Below are 20,838 nucleotides of genomic sequence, written 5' to 3'. Positions count from 1 at the left end.
CGATGAGTTTGTGAAGATATATGCTTAATTCTTTAACTAATCTTTCTTTTTTCGTCTAATTGATGATCAATTTGATCATCTTTAACAAAAATTCGATGCCAAATCATAAATATGATTGCCGTCCAAATCTTTCTACTGTAATCGTTTTTCCCTTGGCGATGCAAATCAAGTAATTTGATAAAATACGCTTTATTAATTAATTCATCCGTCTCACTTTCATTAATCACTTGTTTAGCCCAGTCATACATCTCATTTTTCAACCAATGGCGAATCGGAACAGGAAAGCCAAGCTTTTTACGATCAATGACATGTTCAGGAACAATTCCTTTTGCAGCCTCACGAAGAATATACTTCGTTGTACCTTTAGCAATTTTTAAGTTAACAGGAATCCCCATTGCCAGATCAATAACACGATCGGCCAAAAATGGCGTCCGTAATTCTAGAGCGTGAGATGCCAACATTTGATTAGCCTTCATTAAAATATCGCCACGCAACCAAGTGTGTAAATCAACATATTGCATCTGTTCAACCGGGTGTAACGTAGACACATCTTGATACAATGGTTCCGTAATCTGTTGATAAGTAATATTAGGATCATGGTGCATAAGTACACTATTGAGTTCATCATTTTCAAACATTTTTGCATTACCAATATAGCGATCTTTTAACGGGATCGTCCCGCGTTCTAAATAACTTTTACCCTTTACGCCTTCTGGCATCATTTGAGCAAGTCGATGCAACATTTCTTTCATCTTAGTCGGTATGTAATCAAATACCTTTAACGAAAGTGGCTCTCGATAAATTCGATAACCACCAAATAATTCATCAGCACCTTCACCCGATAAAGCTACTTCGACATGCTTTCGTGCTTCTTGGGCGACAAAATATAAAGGTACACATGATGGATCAGCTAGTGGATCGTCCATCTGCGCAATAATTTGCGGTAAATTTTTTATATATTCTTCAGCAGTAATGATCTTAGCGTAATTTTCAATTCCAAGTTCGGCCGCTGTTTGTTTGGCAATATCAACTTCCGAAAAACCTTCCTGTTCAAAGCCAACAGAAAAAGTTTTAATAGACGGGTTAATTTGTTTTGCGATTGATACTATGAAGGATGAGTCGATCCCTCCAGATAAAAATGCACCGATTCTTTGATCTGATTTCATCTGTTTGCTAACTGATTCAATCAAGCTGTCTTGGATACGTTTGACCCACTGATCTTGTTGTAGAAAAAGATGAGAAAATGACGGTTGCCAATAACGATGAATCTGTACCTGTTCATCATATTTGTGGAAAAGATAATGACCAGCCTCTAACCTATTCACTCGCTTATCTAAAGTAAAAGGTTCTGGTACGTATTGAAAATTAAAATAATATTGAAGCGCTTGGCGGTTTAATTGAGTATTACTCGTATTGTCATTAAGTAACTTCTTACTACTTGAGATATAAAGTGACTCATTAGTTATATGATAATAAAGTGGTTGCAATCCTAACCGATCTCTTGCAGCATAAACTGTTTTTTCCTCCTGACTCCAAACTGCGATTGCAAACCTTCCACGAAGTTTTTTAAATGCACGCGCTTTATATTCAACAAATAGGTGTAACAGCATTTCTGACACGCTATTTGAATTAAAGACATAGCCGCTTTCTTGTAAATGTTTGCGTAATTCAATTGCATTATCTATTTGTCCTGTGAAAATAACGGCAAAAGATTTATCATTTGAGACATAGAATTGATTAGTTTGTTCTTGATTGACACCACACGACTGTGGCATTGCAAATTTAACGTATTTATTTTGAAAAAAAGGATCACTAATCGGACCAAGATTTTGCATTTGTTGTGAAGACTGTGAAGTGTCATCTTGACTCTCTTCACTAGATATTAACGATGACAATTGAAGCACAACAAAAAAATCAGACATAACAACTCTCCTCTTCTCAAATATTAATTGACACTTAATTAGTCTATTAAGCTAGATAAAAGTTACAGTTGTTTTTGGTTTTAGAGGAAATATATCCATTAAATACTGTGAAAAACGGTTGTACAATATATAACGTTGGTGAGTTTGAAAACTTATTAACGTTATTTTATTTTAAGTATATTTAATTTTATAACTCACGTTATAAAGCGCAGTTAGCTAAAAGCCGTGCATGCGGAAAGCGAGTGTATTTCACCTGCGGTGAACAAGTTGTATCTTTATTAAAACTAAAATAAAGTTATTCTCGACTAATTATGAAACCTATCAACACTATTTAAGATTGAATCTAAAAAACAAAAAAATGTAGAGGATTTGACCTCTACATTTTTTAATTAATCTTCTAATGGATTTAGATTTTCTTCTCCTGTTAAGCCAGCAATAAATTCAACTAATAATTCAATTTCTTGCTCGATGTCTTTTATACTAACTGTTTCAACAGGTGAATGCATATATCGCAATGGTAATGACACTAAAGCGACAGGGACACCTTTACCTGTTAGTCGCATTCGGTCTGCATCTGTTCCTGTATAGCGCGGAGTTAACTCATATTGAATTGCCATATCTAATTTTTCAGCTGTATTTTCTAACCACTGATTAATTTTACGGTTAATTGGCGCACCTTTAGCAATCACCGGACCACCTTCTAACTTAACCGCACCATATTTATTGCGATCAACGTTCGGATGATCTGTTGCAAATGTCACGTCACATGCGATTGCCATTGTCGGTTCAATGCCCGATGCAGCAAAATAAGCACCACCCATATTCGTCTCTTCATTAACTGTGCTTGCAGCATAAACACCGACTTTCACATCACGATTAGCTAGTTTTCGTAAAACTTCCGCTACAATAAATGCACCTGTACGATTATCCAAGCCACGACCTGCAATATAGCGATCCATTAAAATCTCTGGTTTACGATCATAAACAATTAAATCGCCAATTTGAACATATTGTTCAACTTCAGCTTTTGATTTTGCACCGACATCAATAAAAAGATCACTTAGCTCAAAGTCACCTTTAATTCCACCGAGGTGTTGAGCGTTAACGCCAATCACACCAATCAATTCTTTCCCATAACCTTGGATTCGTACTCTCATTCCGATTGCAGCTTTCGGATTAACCCTACCAACCTCATCAAAATAAATAAAACCATCCTCGTCAATGCGATTAACAACTAGTGCAATTTCATCAATGTGACCAGCAAGTAAAATTTTAAATTGAGCATCTTTATTTAAAACACCAATTGCATTACCCGCATGATCCGTAATAATCTCATCGGCAAAATCTTTCACATAGTTGATCCACTTTTTTTGAATTTCTACTTCCATACTAGATGGAGATGGTGTATTAAGTAGTTCTAATAAAAAATCTTGGTTTTCTAACATGATACGTTACCCCTTTCTAAAACTATCACTATCATAGCAAAAAATCAGTTATAAATATATCTTCCAATATGAAAAAAACTCGCTAGCGAACTGAATCACTAACGAGTTTAATTCAATTATAGACGTTTTTCTAATTCTTCTTTTTCTTTTTCAAAACCTGGTTTACCAAGCAGTGCGAACATATTCTTCTTATAAGCTTCAACACCTGGTTGGTCAAATGGATTTACACCAAGTAGGTACCCACTAATTGCACAAGCCTTCTCGAAGAAATAAACAATATATCCAAATGTATAAGCATCTAGTTCTGGTAAATGAATAATTAAGTTTGGAACTTGACCATCTGTATGAGCAAGCATTGTTCCTTGATATGCTTTTTCATTTACAAAGTCAACAGTTTGTCCAGCAAGATAGTTCAAACCATCAAGATCTTGATCCTCTTTCTCAAGCGTCAAGTCATGACGTGGTTTTTCAACATGTAAAACAGTTTCAAATAGATCACGACGACCTTCTTGTACATACTGACCTAGTGAGTGTAAGTCAGTTGAGAAATTAGCTGATGATGGGAAAATTCCTTTAAAGTCTTTTCCTTCACTTTCGCCAAATAACTGTTTCCACCACTCAGAGAAATACTGTAATGCTGGCTCATAGTTGATTAACATTTCAATCGTTTTACCTTTATTATAAAGAACATTTCGAATTGCAGCGTACTGGTATGCTGGGTTTTCATCAAGATTAGGATTTGCTAATTCATCCTGAGCTTTTTTAGCACCTTCCATCATCGCGTCAATATCAACACCAGTTACTGCGATTGGAAGCAATCCTACCGCTGTTAATACAGAGTAGCGGCCGCCAACGTCATCAGGAATAACGAATGTTTCATAACCTTGCTCATCTGCAAGTGTCTTTAAAGCACCTTTTGCCTTATCAGTTGTTGCAAAGATACGGCCTTTTGCTTCTTCTTCACCATATTTATCAATTAGATATTTACGGAAAATACGGAATGCGATTGCTGGTTCAGTCGTTGTTCCACTTTTTGAAATAACATTAATTGAAACATCTTTGCCTTCTAACAAATCAAAGACATCTTTCATATATGTTGAGCTAATACTATTTCCAACAAATATAACTTGAGGTGTTTTACGTTGGTCTTTTGATAGTACATTGTAGAATGAGTGATTCAGCATATCAATTGCTGCACGAGCTCCTAAATAAGAGCCTCCGATACCGATAACTAATAAAACATCTGAATCTGTCTTTATCTTCTCAGCTGCTTTTTTAATTCGGTCAAATTCTTCTTTATCATAGTTTTCTGGTAAATCGACCCAACCTAAAAAGTCGTTTCCGGCACCTGTTTTATTGTGCACCATTTCATGAGCTAATTTAACAGGCTCTTTTAAATAGTCTAATTCATGTTGTCCGAAGAACGGTAATGCTTTATCGTATTCGAAGCGTACATGTGTCATATAATTGACCCCCTTATTAATAGTCTAAACTAAAGATACCTAAATAATGGTTTGAAATCAAGTAAGAAAAATAAAAATTGTGAAGATTAAAAAACCATGTGAATTTCTAGTCTATTTTAACGAATAATGATAAAAGAAAAACCAGATCAAGTAATAATAACTTGACCTGGATATTTTAATTATTTATTTAGATCAGATTGCTTCAACCACTCACCAAGTTTATCTTTTAATGTGTTGAAACCTTGCTCATCTTGTTGCATAGCCGGGGCTTGTCTTTTCGGTTTAGCTTGCTTTGGGGCTTCCTCAGTTGCACGAATCGATAAAGAATATTTATTTTTTTCTTCATCAATTGCTAAAATTTTAACATTTACCTCATCACCAACTGCGATATGCTCATTGATATCTTTAACAAATCCGTGAGTGATTTCTGAAATGTGAACAAGTCCTTGAACTTGATCATTTAAAGCTACAAATGCACCGTATGGTTGAACACCCGTTACTTTACCTGTTAATACTTGACCTACTGTTAATTTTTCTGACATAATAACAACTCCTGTTTTTGATTGACAAATCAATAACGATTACAAATAATCGTTGGATTCACCGATAGTTTTATACACAATTATATATTCTAACACAGTTTTAAAATAAACGACAATATTTTTGCTTTTCCTTATTATTTACTATGTGTTCAATCTATACAAATGATACGAACAAATCATACGGAATAAAACAGAATTATGTTATAATAATTTCCAACTGTAAAGTACAGTAGTATTCAAAAAGGAGTCGAACACATAATGACAATCTTTAAATCCTTACCTAATCGAAAAGGCACGCGTTCAGCAAAATGGGATCTAGTCAAAAATATCTTTGGTTCAGATGATGTCCAACCGATGTGGATTGCTGATATGGACATTGAAATTGCTGAACCAATCAAAGATGCATTAATTAAGCGTATTGAACACGGTGTATTTGGCTACACCATAACAGATAATCAGTTGAACCTAACAATAAAGAACTGGCTAAGGAAGCAACACAAATGGGAGATTGATCCGGATTGGATAATATACAGCCCAGGTGTACTTACAACAATTCATATGACGATTTTGTCTCAAACAAATCCTGGCGACAAAATCTTAATTCAAACACCTGTTTACCACCCTTTTCATCAAATCATTAAATATCATGATAGAGAATTAGTAACAAACCCACTTATTTTCGAGAATGGACAATACACCATTGACTTTGATGATCTTGAAGAAAAGTTTAAGCAAGGTGTAAAAGCATTACTTTTCTGTAGTCCGCACAACCCAGTTGGAAGAGTTTGGACTAAAAGTGAGCTTGTGAAAATTTTAGAGCTTGCGAAAAAATACAATGTCTTAATTATTTCTGATGAAATTCATGCTGATCTTATTTATCAGCCTTATCAGCACATACCGTTAAATTCGCTCGATACTATGATGAGCAATAGAATTGTATCTTGTTATTCACCAACAAAAACATTTAATCTCGCCGGATTACAAGTATCATATGCCATCGTCCCTTGTAAAAAGATGCGTGAAGAAATTGCTTCTGCTCTTTCAAATTATGGGATGGGATCATTAAACACATTAGGAATTACAGCATTAGAAGCTGCATATCAACACGGAGATGAATGGTTAAGTCATTTAATCAAGCTGTTAGATCATAATCGACAAATTGTAAAAAAGGCTTTTGCAAATTGTACAAAAATTGACGTCATCGAACCTGAGGGAACTTATCTGCTTTGGCTTGACTGTAGAAAGATGAACCTCACACAAGGTGAGTTAGTTAAATTTATGAATGAAGAAGCAAAAGTTGGCCTGAATAATGGCTTAAGCTTTGGTGAGGAAGGTCGTGGTTTTATGCGCCTTAACTTAGCAAGTCCAAGTTCATACATTAAAGTAGGTGTTGATAAAATTATTGCAGCACTTGATCGTTTGAGTTAAATGCAGTGAACAGGTTTCGTTTTTAATTAAAATAATTGGTTTTATGCTCGAAGTAGTAGGTATTATGCTTGAAATTAATGATTAATGCTCGCTTTTTTCATTTTATGCTCTAAATAAAATCTTTACGATCGATCAAGCATAAAATGCCAAAAAAAAGAAAGATCTATTCACGTGAGATAGATCTTTCTTTCTTATTATTCACCGAGTTGTTCGCGAATAGCAGCTGCTACACCTTCGATTGCTTCATCCTCATCTGGACCTTCGCAAGTTACTCTAATTTCTGCCCCTTTAGGTACACCTAAAGACATGACACCCATAATTGATTTTAAGTTTACTGTTTTTCCATTATAGTGCATTTGGACGTCAGACTCATACTGTCCTGCCTTATTTACTAATAGTGTTGCAGGACGCGCGTGAATACCCGTATCATCTGTGATTGTAAACGTTTGCTCTCTCATACTCTTTCCTCCCAACTATGATCATCATTTTAAATAATCCATCTTATTAAAAAAATAGATTATTTATAGCTATTATATACTAATTTTAACATGAAATGAACTAATTTGTTAAGTTTATCTATCATTTCATAAAATAATCTAATATATTTCTATTTTTATGCTTTAAACGCTCTAACAAAATAATTTGTAATATTAAAATAATTGTGTTAACTTTTATCTATAAAAGGTACAGGAGGCACAATCATGAGTACACATATAGGTGCAAAACAAGGAGAAATTGCCGATAAAATCTTATTACCTGGGGATCCATTACGAGCTAAATATATTGCTGAAAATTTTTTAGAAAATCCTGTTTGTTATAATGACGTCCGCGGTATGCTTGGTTATACTGGAACGTATAAAAATGAACGTATCTCTGTTCAAGGCACAGGAATGGGGGTACCATCGATATCAATATACGTCAATGAGCTCATACAAGAATACGATGTAAAAAAACTAATTCGTGTTGGTACATGTGGTGCTCTGCAAAAAGACGTCAAAGTACGTGATGTCATTTTAGCTCAAGGCGCTACAACAGACTCACAAGTGAATCGTATGGTGTTTGGTGGTATTGATTTTGCCCCATTAGCTGACTTTGAATTACTTAAAAATGCTTACCAGGTTGGATTAGAAAAACAATTGAACTTACGAGTTGGCAACGTATTTACGAGCGACAGCTTCTATCGTGATAATGGATTAGAACTATTTGAAAAATTAGCCAATTATCAAATCTTAGGTGTGGAAATGGAAGCAACTGCCCTTTATACGTTAGCTGCAAAATATAATCGACAAGCATTAGCGATTTTAACTGTTTCAGATCATGTCTTAACAGGTGAAGAAACAACAGCTCAAGAACGTCAAACAACTTTTAACGATATGATTGAAGTCGCTTTAGAAACAGCGATTATGAATGATTCGAACTGAGTTTGTCATTAGACAAACTCTCAAATATTACAAATTGTTAACCTAGTAAAAATAAAGTTTACAATGGAGGGGAAAAGATGAAATTAACAACAAGGGAACTATGTTATAGTGCTATTTTTATTTGTTTAATGGCAATTGGAGCAAATCTAACGAGCTGGGCTCCATTTCTTGCGATTCCGATTGGTGGCGTGTCAGTGCCACTGTCACTGCAAACATTCTTTAGTATTTTAGCTGGCTTACTGCTTGGCAAACGAGTCGGTGCACTCTCTATGATTGGTTATCTATTGTTAGGTGTAATCGGCGTACCTGTCTTTGCTCAAATGCAAGGAGGTCCATTTGTTTTAATTAACTATACTGGCGGTTTCTTAATCTCATTTATTTTCGTTGCCTTCGTAACTGGGTATCTAACTGAAAAAAAATCAAACTTCACAAAGTCGACAATTATTTATGTTTGCTTAGTCGGTGTAATGGTTAATTACATAATAGGTGTTAGTTATATGTATTTAGCGATGAACAGTTGGTTAGGAATCGAGGTCGGCTATCTGACAGCTTGGGTTTCAATGATCCCCTTTTTAATAAAAGATGCTGGTCTTGCCCTAGTTGCAATGGTGATTTATATCAGATATTATCGACTGTTCCCGAGTATTTCGCCTCATTTAAAGCCAAAATATTAGTCAGAATTGAATGACTTAAATAAAAAACTTGTGCTATAATAATCGATAGCATTGATTTGAGGATGAAGGGATGTGTCAGGAGTGGCTCTATTAAAAAATTTCCCACTTATAATTTCACTATTTGCAATATTATTTGCCCAAGGAATTAAAGTTCCAATCCATTATATTGCAACGAAAGAATTTAAGCCTGGCCTTGCATTTAGCACTGGAGGTATGCCAAGTAGCCACTCTGCTGCTGTTGCTGCTGTAACGACTGGAATTGGGATAGAGCACGGATTATCATCCGGTATTTTTGCTGTCTCATGTATATTTAGTATTATTATCATGTTCGACGCAACCGGAATTAGAAGACAGGCTGGTGAACAAGCTATTGTCTTAAATATGCTTGTTAAAGATTTTCAATATTTTGTTGAAGAAGCAAAAGGCTGGTCTAAGAAAAAAGAATATGAGAAGAAGCAAGAATTAAAAGAATTATTAGGTCATCAACCAATCGAGGTTTTCTTTGGTGGCTTAACTGGTATTGTTTTAGCTTTACTTGCTTACCCACTTTTTTAAATCAAACCAAAAAGCAGTTCAATGATTAGATAGTCATAAAGACATTATCTAATCATTGAACTGCTTTTAATTTACCCTCTTTTAAATAGCTGTTGGCTCGCTATACTCATTCGATTTAAATGCAGCAATTGCCTCTGTTTTATAATCAAAGTCAATTGATCGAATGAAATAGTGCTGACTTGTATGTGTAGCAAACCCTTGATTAATACCGAATAATGATATATTTGATATAGCACTAATTGTTGTGAGTGCTGCTAATACAAGCACACACGTTAAGATGAGATAGTAGATAAATCTTTTCATCGCTAAACTCCCTTCCTATCTAGACAGGGTCGCCAATTTCATTTCAATCTATACTACTTCTCTTTTTCATTTGCATTCTTACAAGCTTCCATCCACCAATTTCATATAAAAACTGATAATCAGATAACTTCTTCAAATAAGCAACAGGTCTACCAAAAATTCTTCTCCCATTAGCTGTCACACCAATTGCATCTTTAGCACCAATCGAAGCAATTGTCCCTTTATTTTTGAATTCAAATGGAATGATCTCATCAGATCCTGAGAGCTTTAATAATAAGTTATCGACAGCTGTTTTAGCCTTTTGAATGGCAATATCAGCATTAGGTAAATATGCACGCCCTTTTGGATCTTTAACAAGCGCAACATCACCAATGACATAAATTGATGGATATCCCGGTACAGTTAAGTCTTGTTCAACTTCAACACGACCAAGCATTGTTGGGATTTTGGCCTGCTCAATTAAGTGGTTCCCTCTGACACCAGCGGTCCAAACAAATAAATCAACGGGTAAATCTTCCACAATTCCAGACCGCTCGATCTTGATACTATTAGAATTCAATGACTTAATTTTTGTTCCTAATTTAAATTCAACACGTCGATTTTCTAATTGTTGCATAGCATATTCGCCCAATTCGAGATCGAATTCAGGTAACACAGTTGACTCATATTCGATTGAAAGAAGTTTGATTTTACGATAATCGATCCCTCTTTCAGCACATAGAATCGGTAATTGTTCCGTTAATTCTCCAAGTAAGACAACTCCCGTAAAGCCTCCACCACCAATAACAAATTGGAGATCACGTGACATTGATGTTTGGCGATATTCATCTAAAATCGTTAATATCCTTTGATGCAGGCGCATTGCTCTGGTCAGTGTCGTAATTGAATAGGCGTGCTCTTTTAGTCCAGGAATTTGAAAAGAGTCAATTTCTGAACCTAAGCCAATAATTAAATAGTCATATGGATATGCACCACTATCAGTTTTAATTATTTGTTGCTTTGGATCAATGTCAGTAACAGATGCTTCAATTAAATTTACTTTCTGCAAATCTAATATGTCTTTAAGGTCAAAAATAGTATCATTAACAGAATGGGAGCCCGCAGCATTGCGGTGCAGCCATGATGTTTGATAGTGATATTGATGTTTATTAATTAATGTCAATTCAATTGATTGTTCTATTTTAGCATGCTGTAGCTTTAAAATTGCTGTTAAGCCAGCATAGCCAGCTCCTAAAACTACTATTTTAAGCGGGGTCATGTTAAACCCTCCTATCGATTGTTAAAATCATTTTTGTCACAATCTTGTCATATTTATCTTAGCCGGTTTAGTTGTTTTTTTCAATCACCAAAATCAATCACAAACAGACTTGCTTGATTCTAAAATTAATTTTAATTATTATTGTAACAAGTATGTTAAAATGGATTTTAACTGTGTATACGTGCACCAATGAGGAAGGATGAAAAAATGGTAGAAAATAAAATATATGACGTAACGATTATCGGGGCTGGTCCAGTTGGTTTATTTACTGCCTTTTATGGTGGGCTTAGACAAGCAAGTGTTAAGATTATTGAGAGTCTACCTCATATAGGCGGCCAATTGAGCGCCCTTTACCCTGAAAAAAATATATATGATATTGCTGGGTTCCCAAAAATCGGCGCCCAACAATTAGTTAACAATCTAAAAGAACAACTAAAATTGTTCGATCCAACTTTTTGTTTAGAAGAGTCAGTAGAACAAGTTGAGAAATTAGAAGATGGTACTTTCAAATTAACGACAAACAAAGAAGTCCATCTCTCTAAAACGATCATTATTACTGCTGGCAATGGAGCGTTTCAACCAAGAAAATTAAATTTAAGCGAAGCTAAAATGTTTGAAAATCGTAATCTCCATTATTATGTTGATAATATGAATCAATTTAAAGATAAACGAGTTGTTTTATTTGGCGGTGGAGATTCAGCAGTTGATTGGGCTTTAATGCTTGAGCCGATCGCAAAAGAGGTAACTTTAATTCATCGACGTGATCAATTCCGCGCACATGAACATAGCGTGAAGCGGTTAACTGAATCAAGTGTAAATATCTTAACACCTTTTGTTCCAGAAAAGTTAATTGGTGATGATCGTATTGAGCAAGTTGTCGTTAAAGAAGTAAGAGGCGATCAGGTTCATACGATTGATGTTGACGAAGTAATTTGTAATTACGGTTTTATCTCAAAGCTAGGCCCAATTAAAGACTGGGGATTAGAAATTGAAAAAAATAGCATCGTCGTTAATTCAAAGATGGAAACAAATATTGAAGGTATTTATGCAGCAGGTGATATTTGTACTTATCCAGGAAAAGTAAAATTAATTGCTACTGGTTTTGGTGAGGGGCCTACTGCGATTAATAACGCAATGGCACACATCGAGCCTGATGCAAGACTACAGCCAAGACACTCAACAGACATGTTTGATTAATTAAAAATGCTACCTAATAGAGTGAATTTAACTTTATTAGGTAGCATTTTGTTTTTCTCATTTTTCCGATACGCTTTGACGTTGGCTTGGATTATTTTCAGAGCCGCATCCACATGACTTTACTATATTTGGATTATCAATGGTGAATGCTCCTCCCATCATGTTTTGCTTAAAGTCTATCGTCGTACCTGTGATAACACTGACATCTGTTTTTTTAATCGTTACTGGAATACCATTTATATTAGTTAAGTAATCATACTGATGATCATAATTCTGATCAAAACCTAATGTATAGGACAAGCCATTGCAACTCTCGTCCTTTATACCTAAGCGAAGTCTAAGCTGATCATTATCTTCATAACCTAACAATTCAATCATACGCTCTTTAGCTTGTTGAGTAATTTGGAGAACCATCAACCCTTACCCTCCTCGTCTTTCTTAAACAATAGTATACGTAAAAAGTACTATGAATTCAAATTTACCGTTCTGTTATCCTTATATTTCCTAATTTCGCTGATTATTTCCCGAGAAATAATCTCAATTGCTTTTTTATTCATTAAATAAATGTTATACTGAAACAAGCAAGAGAGAAAGGAGTAGATGGATGATGCATGAACAAGTCCAAGAAGCTTTAAATAAATTACGTCCATTCTTACTACGTGATGGTGGCGATGTTGAACTCGTAGAAGTGAATGATGGAATTGTACGTCTCCGTTTACTTGGAGCATGTGGCAGTTGCCCAAGCTCAATGATTACTTTAAAAGCAGGAATTGAGCGTGCCCTCGTATCAGCAGTACCTGGTGTGCGTGAAATAGAGCAGATCGTCTAATTAAACAAACCAAACACAAAACAAGGATTCAATATTATTTGAATCCTTGTTTTGTTATTTAACGAATACACCTTGATTGACGGCTTGGAGTGTTAACCACTTCAGTTGTGGAAATTCCCTTTTCCACTTAGCTAGGCTTTTTTGAGCTTGTTCTTCACTAGCTAGTGCAATCATTGTCGGTCCAGCACCACTTAAGTAAAGACCATAAACTTGATCTATCAGAGCCTTTTCAACTTGGTCATAATGGGGAATTAATTGTTTACGATAAGGTTGGTGGAAAAGATCCTGACTTACTAATCTACCTAACACTGGCCAATTCTGTTGACAAATAGCTGCAACACTAACATTTGCAATACTACTCGCTTTGACACTTTCGCTATGGCTAAGTTGTTTCGGTAAAACAGCACGAGCATCCTTTGTTTTTAGTTCGAAATCAGGAATTATCGTAACAAAAGTTAAATTATTTATCGGCACATGAATCGTTTCAACAGTTTGATCATAATGACCGATTACACAACCGCCCAAAACGGCAGGTGCAACATTATCAGGGTGACCTTCAATTTCAGTCGCAAGTAAAACCTTCTCATCAGCGGTAAGATTTAACTGAAGTAATTGATTGGCAAGCTCAATACCAGCAACAATAGCAGTAGCACTGCTACCCAGTCCTCTTGCGAATGGTATATCACTTGTTACTTCAATTCGACATGGTGGTAATACATCAACTTGATATCGATCTGCTGTCTTTTTTGCAATTTGATAAATGAAATTAGATTCATCAGTTGGTAAGTCATTTAGATGCTCAGATAAGTGGACGAATTCTAGCTTATCTGAGAGCTTTACCTTCAATGTTAGGTATAGGTTAAGTGCAATACCAATTGAATCAAAGCCAGCCCCTATATTCGCTGTAGTGGCTGGCACTTTGATCATAAAGGTCATTTTGATTCACGACCTACTATTTCATTAATCACAATTTCATCATCATTTGGCAAGACAGTAGGTTTAATTGTACTATATTCAATTGCTGTATCTGGATCTTTAAGTCCATTTCCAGTTAGGACACAGACGACCTGTGCACCTTTTTCGACCTTACCTTCTTCTAATGCCTTAAGCAATCCTGCAATCGAAGAATTTGAAGCTGGCTCTGCAAAGATACCCTCATTTTCAGCTAACCATTGATACGCTGAAATCATTTGATCATCAGTAATTTCATCAATGATCCCACCAGATTCATCTCGAGCCGCGACTGCTTGCTTCCAACTAGCTGGATTACCGATTCGAATAGCTGTACCAACCGTTTCTGGATGTTCGATTACTCGGTTATGGACAATCGCTGCTGAGCCACTTGCTTCGTAGCCCATCATTTTTGGTAAGCCTGTTTGTTTTGCTTCGTGATACTCCTTGAAGCCTTTCCAATATGCTGTAATATTCCCTGCATTACCAACAGGAATAAACAAGTAATCTGGCGCTTTACCAAGAACGTCGCAAATTTCAAAAGCAGCTGTTTTTTGACCTTCAATTCGGTATGGATTTACTGAGTTTACCAATGTAATATCATCACGTTCACCCAATTTACGCACAATTCTTAATGCATCATCAAAGTTCCCTTCGATTGAATAAGTCTCAGCACCATACATAACTGCTTGAGCTAGTTTTCCTTGAGCAATTTTCCCTTCTGGAATAATAATAATCGAGCGAATTCCTGCTCTTGCAGCGTAAGCTGAGGCTGAAGCAGATGTATTTCCAGTTGATGCACATATTACTGTCTTTGCGCCATTCTCGATTGCCTTTGCGATCGCCATTACCATACCGCGATCTTTAAATGAACCGGTTGGGTTGACGCCTTCAATTTTCGCATAGGCTTCAATGCCATATTTTTCAGATAATTTTTCTAATTTAATTAGTGGCGTATTGCCCTCATGTAAGCTAATCATCGGTGTTTGATCATTGATCGGTAAAAAGCTTTTATATTCCTGTAATAGACCTTGCCATGCCATAAACTATTCCTCCCCATCCACTCGATAGTGACTAATTAATCTATCTACAACAGTTAATTTTTCAAGTGCTTGCATACTTTTTAGTAATTGTTCTTGACTGATATGATGCGTTACCATGACAATCTCAGCGCGTCCTTTCTTTTTAGCTGGTAATTGTAATATTTTCGCAAAGCTTACATCATTTTCAGAAAACACGTTTGTAATCTCTTGAAAAGCTCCAGCTTGATCTTCAACGCCTAATCGAATGAAATGGCGAGAAAACTTCTCGTGATCAGCTTTTAACTTTCGTTTAAATTGAGGTTCAATATATGAACGTCCACTAATCCCTAAACGTAAATGACGCACAACTTCCATTAAATCTGATACAACAGCTGTTGCTGTTGGTAAACTACCAGCACCCGGACCATAGAACATCGTCTCACCAACCGCTTCACCATGCACAAAAACAGCGTTAAACTCATTATTTACTAGAGCTAATGGGTGATCTTGTGGTAATAATGTAGGTTCAACTGTTACCTCTGCTTTATAATTATCCATAGCGGCAATGCCAATTAATTTAATTGTATATCCAAGACTTTTAGCAAAGTTAATATCTTCTTGTGTCACCTGGCGAATACCTTTAACCGTTACATCTTCAAGATTTAACTCCATCTTAAATGCTAAATTAGCTAATAAAACCATTTTACGAGCAGCATCTAAGCCATCGACGTCCGCACTCGGATCAGCTTCCGCAAAGCCTAATTCCTGTGCTTCTTTTAAGACAACGTCAAAATCTAATCCTTCTTTAGTCATTTTAGTCATAATATAGTTTGTTGTACCATTAACAATTCCCATGACCTTTTCAATATGATCAGAAGCTAAACCATCAACTAGCGTCCTAACAATTGGAATCCCACCAGCGATACTTGCATCGTATAAAATGTCACATTGGTTCTCCTTAGCAAGTCGAAGCAATGTCTTACCATGAAGAGCCATTAAATCTTTATTTGCAGTTACGATATGTTTTTTATTTTTTAACGCACGTTCCAATAATTCATGCGTTCCATCTATTCCACCCATTACTTCAACAATCACATCAATCTCATCATGATCAACCAACTCAGACGGATCTGAAGTTAACCAACTACGATCAATTGCGACATCTCTTGGTTTTGAAATATCGTTCACTAAAATCTTTTCAATAACAATATCACAGCCAAGCATATGTTTAATTCTTGCTTTATGATCTCGCAAAACTTTAACTACACCAGTACCAACAGTACCTAAACCACATAAGCCGATTTTTACCGTATCCATTTCAATGCCTCCCCTTTGTTCCCACATGAGAAACAAATGTTTATTTATAGTGGACATTATACAACTTGTGCCAGATAGATTCAAGGTGAATTAACATAAATTTCAGAAAAAAGTGAAAATTCCTTTCAATCATTATAAACTTGTGCGCCAATCCTTTCAATATCTTTTTTGATTGTTTCATGCTATGATCGGTTATATTAAGTAATAACTGTGAATTAAGTTCTAATAAGAAGAATTGGTTTGTAAAGTTGTTTTGTTTTAGTTATGATATGACTAAATACTTGATAGATGGGATGGGGTTATATGTCAGAAAAACAACCTAAGACAGACTTAGAAAGAAAAGCACGTGAATGGATCAAAGAACGTGGTGTGACACTTGAAGATATCGGGGAGCTAGTCTACTATCTACAATCACCCTATCAAAAATCATTATCGCTAGAAGAGTGTATTGAGCATGTAGACCGTGTATTAAGTAAACGAGAAGTTCAAAATGCAGTCATTACAGGGATTCAGCTAGATGTATTAGCTGAACAAGGTAAACTTGAATCACCACTTCAGGAAACAATTTTAACTGATGAGGGCTTATACGGAATCGATGAAATTATTGCATTGTCAATTGTTAACGTCTATGGGTCAATTGGATTTACTAACTATGGCTATATTGACAAACAAAAGCCAGGTATTTTGAAAGAACTGAATGATAAATCATCTGGTAAATGTAATACATTCCTTGATGATATTGTTGGAGCAATTGCTGCTTCGGCTTCTAGTCGCTTGGCACACAGTATTGAAATTGACAATGATGAAGAACTTGATTAATTAAATAAATACGCTTAGTCCTTCACGTCTATTCGTGGAAAACTAAGCGTATTTTTTATTCTATTTATCAATTCGTTTAACAATAAAATATGCACAACCAAAATTACAGTATTCTAATAAATAATCATCAATTGCTGCAAACTTTGTATCAAATGTTGCTTTAGGATTTTGATCATCAAAAAAACCTTTGAGTCTCAACTGCTCGTAGCCCCAGTCACCAACAATATAATCGTATCTTGCTAAAATATCACTATATCGCTCAATAAATGCATTTTTATCAAAACCATTTTTAAAATTTTCAACTAATTGATAAGTCCGACCTTCTACCTCTACTCTATCGATCATCTGACAATACCTCACTTTCCATATATTCCGTTATACATCATTTAGTAATGTTTGTTTAGCTATTTCTATTTTAGCATAAAATAGCTAGCTTCAACAATGTAAGTTAAACCTGATTGGATCAAACTGCCAGTTATTTTTCGATTATTTTTGACCATATTATACGTATTAACTTTATAAGATGAGGTTTTATCAATGATCAAAATAGCTATTTTATTTCTTTTTATCTTTCAAATGATGACAAATCCAATTTTCGCAGAAGAAAATCAGAACCCAAATCAAGAAAGGTATGCTTTATATAAAAAGACTGAAGCGATAACACAAATCCCTTGGTACTATTTAGCTGCGATTGATCAATACGAACGCGTCATTCACCAGGACGACCGAATCATATCGATCAGCTTCCCTGATTCTGAGTGGTATGGCGTGACTAATATTAACAAGGACCATTCAGAGATAGCCATTAATTTACACAACGGGATGGGCATAGATGGAAATGCAGATGGATTAATTGATCCGAATGATCCAGAAGATCAGCTATATACATTAGCTTATTATTTATCTCGTTATGGAATTACGGAATTACAAATTCAAGAAGCATTGTGGCAGTATTATCAACGTCCTTTAGCAGTGAAGACGATTAAACAAAACGCTAAGATCTATCGGACATTTCAGACCATTGAATTAAATCAACGTGCTTTTCCTATACCTAAGCATTTTAATTACAGTTATAAGAGTACTTGGGGAGATGCTCGCGGATTTGGCGGTAGGCGAATTCATGAGGGTACTGATATCTTTGCTGATTACGGCACACCAGTAAGAGCAACTACTTACGGGACTGTTGAAATTAAGGGTTGGAACCGATTTGGCGGATGGCGAATTGGTATTCGTGATTTAAATAATGTTTATCATTATTATGCTCACTTAAGCGGCTTTGAAGGTAATATAAAGATTGGTGATATTGTTGAACCAGGTGATGTTATTGGTTATGTCGGTTCGACAGGATACGGCCCTCCAGGTACATCTGGAAAGTTCCCACCACATTTACACTATGGAATGTATAAAGACAATGGTGAAAATCAATGGGCATTTGATCCCTATCCATCATTAAGAAGAGCTGAAAGACAATAAAAGCGTTGTTAAGGTTATCGATACCTTAACAACGCTTTTCATCTCAACATTATTTAGATGATTTAAACGCATGAAAAACACTTGCTGCTAATCCACCCCAAATGATGAGCATACCAATGATCATCATTACAATTGCTCCAGTTGACAAGATGAACACCCCATATCATTAATTTTCATTTGGCCATTTTTTAATCGTAATAAATGCACCTAGTGCGATCGCTCCAATAACAATCGTCCAACCAAAATTAAATAAAAATTCTCTCGGATAATCTCCATATGCGTGGATCATATCTGTTCTCAAATTTTGAATCATCATATAGCCTAATACAAGTGGTGTAATGAATCGTAACGAAAATTGCCACCAAGAACCAATCTTAAGATCCGATACTTCATCTGCATGTGACTTCAAGTTATTCAATTCGCGTGCAAACCAAGCGATTCCAACAACTTCTATCAACCCTACTAATGCAACACCATAATTATTAATAAAATAATCAACAGTATCAAGTAAGACTAAACCACCTTGTGTCGCATAAAATATCGAAATAATTGATGCTAAACCTACACCGATTAGAACTGAAGTTCGTCGTGAAATATTAAATTTCTCCTGAAGTGCAGCAATATATGTTTCATTTATCGATACCATTGATGTTAATCCTGCTAAAACAAGTGAAATAAAGAATAAAAAACCAAATAATGCCGAAGCAGGCATCTGACTTACGATCTCAGGAAATACCATAAAAGCTAAACCGATCCCACCTTCAACAACGTCTGACACATCTTGACCTGTCTGGCTAGCCATAAATCCTAATGCGGCAAAAACACCAATTCCAGCCAATAATTCAAATGCCGAGTTTGAAAAACCTGTAATGAATGCATTGTTTGTGATGTCTGAATTTTTAGGTAAATAAGATGAGAATGTAATCATAATTGCAAAGCCAATTGATAAACTATAGAATATTTGCCCATAAGCGGAAACCCATACAGATCCGTTCATAATTGAAGCCCAATCTGGAGCAAAAAAAGCATCTAAACCAGATAATGCACCTGGTAAAGTAATCGCACGAATCACAATTAATAAAAAGCAAATTAATAATAGTGGAATAAAAATTCGATTCGCAAGCTCAATTCCTTTTTTTACTCCTCTAAATAAGATAATAAATACAATTGCCCAAATAATGACTAGTGGGATCAGCACACTAGGTACAAATGCACCAAATTCACCAGGAGTAGCCATATTTAAGAAATCATTAGTGAAAAATTTTTCTGGATTATCTCCCCAAGCTTGTGAAAAAGAAAAATAAGCATACATACTTGCCCAAGCAACAATGATCGGGTAATAAGTGGATATAACAAATGAGATAATCACCTGCCACCAACCAATCCACTCCATACCACCACTAATTCTTTTTAATGAACGTGGAGCTGAGCTACGATATTTATGGCCTATCGTAAATTCCATAATTAACATTGGTATACCAGCTGTTAATAATGCAAATAAATATGGTATAAAAAAGGCACCCCCACCATTTCCATACGCTACCGCTGGGAAACGCCAAATATTACCCAAACCTATAGCAGATCCCATTGCTGCAAGTAAGAATCCTAACCGGGACCCCCACTGTGATCTTTCTTCCATAAAAATCCCCTCTCAAAATAAAAAATAGGTTAACAATGATCGTTTATCCAACCCATCACTATTAATCTATTGAATATTTCTTATTTTCTGACATTAATTGAATTATAACGACTATATATTAAACTGTCAAAGCATCTTTTATGAACTTTTAGTGAAATATGCATGAAAAACCCCCTAAGGGGGAGTGCTAGTAGTGATGGAAATAAAATATGCGGAGTGACAGGCTTTAGGCGGAGACAAAACCCGAGTAATGAACAAACTGTGTTCAATACTCGGGTTTTATTATTTAATAACTATAACTTATTATCCTTTATACCTGTAAACATCTTCAGTCAACATTTCCTCTTCTCTCAACCAACGAGTTCCTGATACCTCAGGTAAAAGACTTTTATATTTACCGACATTTAAGATGTGTAGATGCCCAACCTTATCTATATTAACGGAATTAATGTTTGCAGTATTGTAAGCTGGCGCATGAATATGAATTAATAGTTGCTCTACAGCACTGATTTTATCATGCCATATTTCGTGTGATGGAGTTACTTGACCACTTAATCTAACGATATAAAAGATGAAATGA

General features: G+C 35.4%; 22 protein-coding genes. 8 read left to right on the top strand and 14 right to left on the bottom strand.

Features of this window, described 5'->3' with window-relative positions; translation table 11 throughout:
* Window positions 1-32: 32 nt before the first annotated feature.
* From asnB to yugI, 4 genes are all read right to left on the bottom strand, one after another.
* Window positions 33-1,922, bottom strand: coding sequence for an asparagine synthase (glutamine-hydrolyzing) (asnB, locus tag AXY_RS04435; protein ID WP_015009593.1), 1,890 nt, complete (start codon window positions 1,920-1,922; stop codon window positions 33-35).
* Between the two features lie 389 nt (window positions 1,923-2,311).
* Complete coding sequence (locus AXY_RS04430; RefSeq protein WP_015009592.1) at window positions 2,312-3,367, bottom strand: M20/M25/M40 family metallo-hydrolase; 1,056 nt, start codon at window positions 3,365-3,367, stop codon at window positions 2,312-2,314.
* A 116-nt stretch (window positions 3,368-3,483) separates the two neighbouring features.
* Window positions 3,484-4,830: a glucose-6-phosphate isomerase gene (locus AXY_RS04425; RefSeq protein WP_015009591.1), complete on the bottom strand. Its 1,347-nt coding sequence runs from the start codon at window positions 4,828-4,830 to the stop codon at window positions 3,484-3,486.
* Between the two features lie 179 nt (window positions 4,831-5,009).
* Window positions 5,010-5,372, bottom strand: coding sequence for a S1 domain-containing post-transcriptional regulator GSP13 (gene yugI, locus AXY_RS04420; protein WP_015009590.1), 363 nt, complete (start codon window positions 5,370-5,372; stop codon window positions 5,010-5,012).
* A 258-nt stretch (window positions 5,373-5,630) separates the two neighbouring features.
* Between yugI and AXY_RS04415 the strand changes: the two genes are divergently transcribed.
* The gene (locus AXY_RS04415) at window positions 5,631-6,800 is read left to right on the top strand and encodes a MalY/PatB family protein (protein WP_015009589.1); all 1,170 of its coding nucleotides are present in this window, start codon (window positions 5,631-5,633) and stop codon (window positions 6,798-6,800) included.
* Between the two features lie 194 nt (window positions 6,801-6,994).
* Here AXY_RS04415 and AXY_RS04410 read toward each other — a convergent pair whose 3' ends face one another.
* Window positions 6,995-7,258 (bottom strand): phosphocarrier protein HPr, encoded by a 264-nt coding sequence (locus AXY_RS04410; RefSeq protein ID WP_015009588.1) that lies wholly within the window; start codon window positions 7,256-7,258, stop codon window positions 6,995-6,997.
* Window positions 7,259-7,501: 243 nt separating this feature from the next.
* Between AXY_RS04410 and deoD the strand changes: the two genes are divergently transcribed.
* The 3 genes from deoD (at window position 7,502) to AXY_RS04395 (ending at window position 9,450) form a co-directional block, all read left to right on the top strand.
* On the top strand, window positions 7,502-8,221 hold the full coding sequence (gene deoD, locus AXY_RS04405) for a purine-nucleoside phosphorylase (RefSeq protein ID WP_015009587.1): 720 nt from the start codon (window positions 7,502-7,504) through the stop codon (window positions 8,219-8,221).
* 77 nt (window positions 8,222-8,298) lie between these two features.
* On the top strand, window positions 8,299-8,895 hold the full coding sequence (locus AXY_RS04400; protein WP_015009586.1) for a biotin transporter BioY: 597 nt from the start codon (window positions 8,299-8,301) through the stop codon (window positions 8,893-8,895).
* Window positions 8,896-8,976: 81 nt separating this feature from the next.
* Window positions 8,977-9,450 carry a divergent PAP2 family protein gene (locus AXY_RS04395; protein WP_015009585.1) on the top strand — a complete coding sequence of 158 codons (474 nt, stop codon included), beginning with the start codon at window positions 8,977-8,979 and terminating at the stop codon, window positions 9,448-9,450.
* Between the two features lie 81 nt (window positions 9,451-9,531).
* On the opposite strand, the gene AXY_RS04390 is transcribed toward AXY_RS04395, so the two are convergent.
* Window positions 9,532-9,753 carry a hypothetical protein gene (locus AXY_RS04390; RefSeq protein WP_015009584.1) on the bottom strand — a complete coding sequence of 74 codons (222 nt, stop codon included), beginning with the start codon at window positions 9,751-9,753 and terminating at the stop codon, window positions 9,532-9,534.
* A gap of 43 nt (window positions 9,754-9,796) precedes the next feature.
* Window positions 9,797-11,011, bottom strand: a complete 1,215-nt coding sequence (locus AXY_RS04385; RefSeq protein ID WP_015009583.1) for an NAD(P)/FAD-dependent oxidoreductase — start codon at window positions 11,009-11,011, stop codon at window positions 9,797-9,799.
* Window positions 11,012-11,218: 207 nt separating this feature from the next.
* On the opposite strand from AXY_RS04385, the gene AXY_RS04380 reads away from it, so the two are divergent.
* Window positions 11,219-12,208 carry an NAD(P)/FAD-dependent oxidoreductase gene (locus tag AXY_RS04380; RefSeq protein WP_015009582.1) on the top strand — a complete coding sequence of 330 codons (990 nt, stop codon included), beginning with the start codon at window positions 11,219-11,221 and terminating at the stop codon, window positions 12,206-12,208.
* A gap of 57 nt (window positions 12,209-12,265) precedes the next feature.
* On the opposite strand, the gene AXY_RS04375 is transcribed toward AXY_RS04380, so the two are convergent.
* The gene (locus tag AXY_RS04375) at window positions 12,266-12,622 is read right to left on the bottom strand and encodes a HesB/IscA family protein (protein WP_015009581.1); all 357 of its coding nucleotides are present in this window, start codon (window positions 12,620-12,622) and stop codon (window positions 12,266-12,268) included.
* 193 nt (window positions 12,623-12,815) lie between these two features.
* Between AXY_RS04375 and AXY_RS04370 the strand changes: the two genes are divergently transcribed.
* A complete protein-coding gene (locus AXY_RS04370; protein WP_015009580.1) occupies window positions 12,816-13,037 on the top strand; it encodes a NifU family protein in 222 nt (73 codons plus the stop codon).
* A gap of 54 nt (window positions 13,038-13,091) precedes the next feature.
* On the opposite strand, the gene thrB is transcribed toward AXY_RS04370, so the two are convergent.
* From thrB to AXY_RS04355, 3 genes are read right to left on the bottom strand one after another with little or no spacing between them, the layout of a single operon-like run.
* The gene (gene thrB, locus AXY_RS04365) at window positions 13,092-13,973 is read right to left on the bottom strand and encodes a homoserine kinase (protein WP_015009579.1); all 882 of its coding nucleotides are present in this window, start codon (window positions 13,971-13,973) and stop codon (window positions 13,092-13,094) included.
* On the bottom strand, window positions 13,970-15,031 hold the full coding sequence (thrC, locus tag AXY_RS04360; protein ID WP_015009578.1) for a threonine synthase: 1,062 nt from the start codon (window positions 15,029-15,031) through the stop codon (window positions 13,970-13,972). The genes thrB and thrC overlap by 4 nt, the downstream gene beginning before the upstream one ends.
* Window positions 15,032-15,034: 3 nt before the next feature.
* The gene (locus tag AXY_RS04355; protein WP_015009577.1) at window positions 15,035-16,327 is read right to left on the bottom strand and encodes a homoserine dehydrogenase; all 1,293 of its coding nucleotides are present in this window, start codon (window positions 16,325-16,327) and stop codon (window positions 15,035-15,037) included.
* 303 nt (window positions 16,328-16,630) lie between these two features.
* On the opposite strand from AXY_RS04355, the gene AXY_RS04350 reads away from it, so the two are divergent.
* Window positions 16,631-17,146 carry a phosphatidylglycerophosphatase A family protein gene (locus AXY_RS04350; RefSeq protein WP_015009576.1) on the top strand — a complete coding sequence of 172 codons (516 nt, stop codon included), beginning with the start codon at window positions 16,631-16,633 and terminating at the stop codon, window positions 17,144-17,146.
* 60 nt (window positions 17,147-17,206) lie between these two features.
* Here the strand turns inward: AXY_RS04350 and AXY_RS04345 are convergent, their stop codons facing one another.
* On the bottom strand, window positions 17,207-17,491 hold the full coding sequence (locus tag AXY_RS04345) for a YutD family protein (RefSeq protein WP_015009575.1): 285 nt from the start codon (window positions 17,489-17,491) through the stop codon (window positions 17,207-17,209).
* Window positions 17,492-17,683: 192 nt separating this feature from the next.
* Here AXY_RS04345 and AXY_RS04340 point away from each other — a divergent pair, with 192 nt between their 5' ends.
* Window positions 17,684-18,619, top strand: a complete 936-nt coding sequence (locus AXY_RS04340; RefSeq protein ID WP_015009574.1) for a M23 family metallopeptidase — start codon at window positions 17,684-17,686, stop codon at window positions 18,617-18,619.
* 49 nt (window positions 18,620-18,668) lie between these two features.
* On the opposite strand, the gene AXY_RS12545 is transcribed toward AXY_RS04340, so the two are convergent.
* Window positions 18,669-18,767, bottom strand: a complete 99-nt coding sequence (locus tag AXY_RS12545) for a methionine/alanine import family NSS transporter small subunit (protein ID WP_015009573.1) — start codon at window positions 18,765-18,767, stop codon at window positions 18,669-18,671.
* An 18-nt stretch (window positions 18,768-18,785) separates the two neighbouring features.
* Window positions 18,786-20,258: a sodium-dependent transporter gene (locus AXY_RS04335; RefSeq protein ID WP_015009572.1), complete on the bottom strand. Its 1,473-nt coding sequence runs from the start codon at window positions 20,256-20,258 to the stop codon at window positions 18,786-18,788.
* Between the last annotated feature and the right edge of the window lie 580 nt (window positions 20,259-20,838).

The organism is Amphibacillus xylanus NBRC 15112, assembly GCF_000307165.1.
GTDB classification, from domain to species: domain Bacteria; phylum Bacillota; class Bacilli; order Bacillales; family Amphibacillaceae; genus Amphibacillus; species Amphibacillus xylanus.
Note: the sequence above shows the minus strand (reverse complement) of the source record. Positions and strands in the feature narration are given on the sequence as shown.

What these genes read in the sequence shown, in the direction of transcription:
- thrC (WP_015009578.1), bottom strand. Translation starts at nt 15,031, where the DNA reads ATGGCATGGCAAGGTCTATTACAGGAATATAAAAGCTTTTTACCGATC.
- asnB (WP_015009593.1), bottom strand. Translation starts at nt 1,922, where the DNA reads ATGTCTGATTTTTTTGTTGTGCTTCAATTGTCATCGTTAATATCTAGT.
- AXY_RS04345 (WP_015009575.1), bottom strand. Translation starts at nt 17,491, where the DNA reads ATGATCGATAGAGTAGAGGTAGAAGGTCGGACTTATCAATTAGTTGAA.
- AXY_RS04425 (WP_015009591.1), bottom strand. Translation starts at nt 4,830, where the DNA reads ATGACACATGTACGCTTCGAATACGATAAAGCATTACCGTTCTTCGGA.
- AXY_RS04340 (WP_015009574.1), top strand. Translation starts at nt 17,684, where the DNA reads ATGATCAAAATAGCTATTTTATTTCTTTTTATCTTTCAAATGATGACA.
- AXY_RS04385 (WP_015009583.1), bottom strand. Translation starts at nt 11,011, where the DNA reads ATGACCCCGCTTAAAATAGTAGTTTTAGGAGCTGGCTATGCTGGCTTA.
- AXY_RS04350 (WP_015009576.1), top strand. Translation starts at nt 16,631, where the DNA reads ATGTCAGAAAAACAACCTAAGACAGACTTAGAAAGAAAAGCACGTGAA.
- AXY_RS04400 (WP_015009586.1), top strand. Translation starts at nt 8,299, where the DNA reads ATGAAATTAACAACAAGGGAACTATGTTATAGTGCTATTTTTATTTGT.
- thrB (WP_015009579.1), bottom strand. Translation starts at nt 13,973, where the DNA reads ATGACCTTTATGATCAAAGTGCCAGCCACTACAGCGAATATAGGGGCT.
- AXY_RS04335 (WP_015009572.1), bottom strand. Translation starts at nt 20,258, where the DNA reads ATGGAAGAAAGATCACAGTGGGGGTCCCGGTTAGGATTCTTACTTGCA.
- AXY_RS04355 (WP_015009577.1), bottom strand. Translation starts at nt 16,327, where the DNA reads ATGGATACGGTAAAAATCGGCTTATGTGGTTTAGGTACTGTTGGTACT.
- AXY_RS04430 (WP_015009592.1), bottom strand. Translation starts at nt 3,367, where the DNA reads ATGTTAGAAAACCAAGATTTTTTATTAGAACTACTTAATACACCATCT.
- AXY_RS04415 (WP_015009589.1), top strand. Translation starts at nt 5,631, where the DNA reads ATGACAATCTTTAAATCCTTACCTAATCGAAAAGGCACGCGTTCAGCA.
- AXY_RS04410 (WP_015009588.1), bottom strand. Translation starts at nt 7,258, where the DNA reads ATGAGAGAGCAAACGTTTACAATCACAGATGATACGGGTATTCACGCG.
- AXY_RS04390 (WP_015009584.1), bottom strand. Translation starts at nt 9,753, where the DNA reads ATGAAAAGATTTATCTACTATCTCATCTTAACGTGTGTGCTTGTATTA.
- deoD (WP_015009587.1), top strand. Translation starts at nt 7,502, where the DNA reads ATGAGTACACATATAGGTGCAAAACAAGGAGAAATTGCCGATAAAATC.
- AXY_RS04375 (WP_015009581.1), bottom strand. Translation starts at nt 12,622, where the DNA reads ATGGTTCTCCAAATTACTCAACAAGCTAAAGAGCGTATGATTGAATTG.
- yugI (WP_015009590.1), bottom strand. Translation starts at nt 5,372, where the DNA reads ATGTCAGAAAAATTAACAGTAGGTCAAGTATTAACAGGTAAAGTAACG.
- AXY_RS04380 (WP_015009582.1), top strand. Translation starts at nt 11,219, where the DNA reads ATGGTAGAAAATAAAATATATGACGTAACGATTATCGGGGCTGGTCCA.
- AXY_RS04370 (WP_015009580.1), top strand. Translation starts at nt 12,816, where the DNA reads ATGCATGAACAAGTCCAAGAAGCTTTAAATAAATTACGTCCATTCTTA.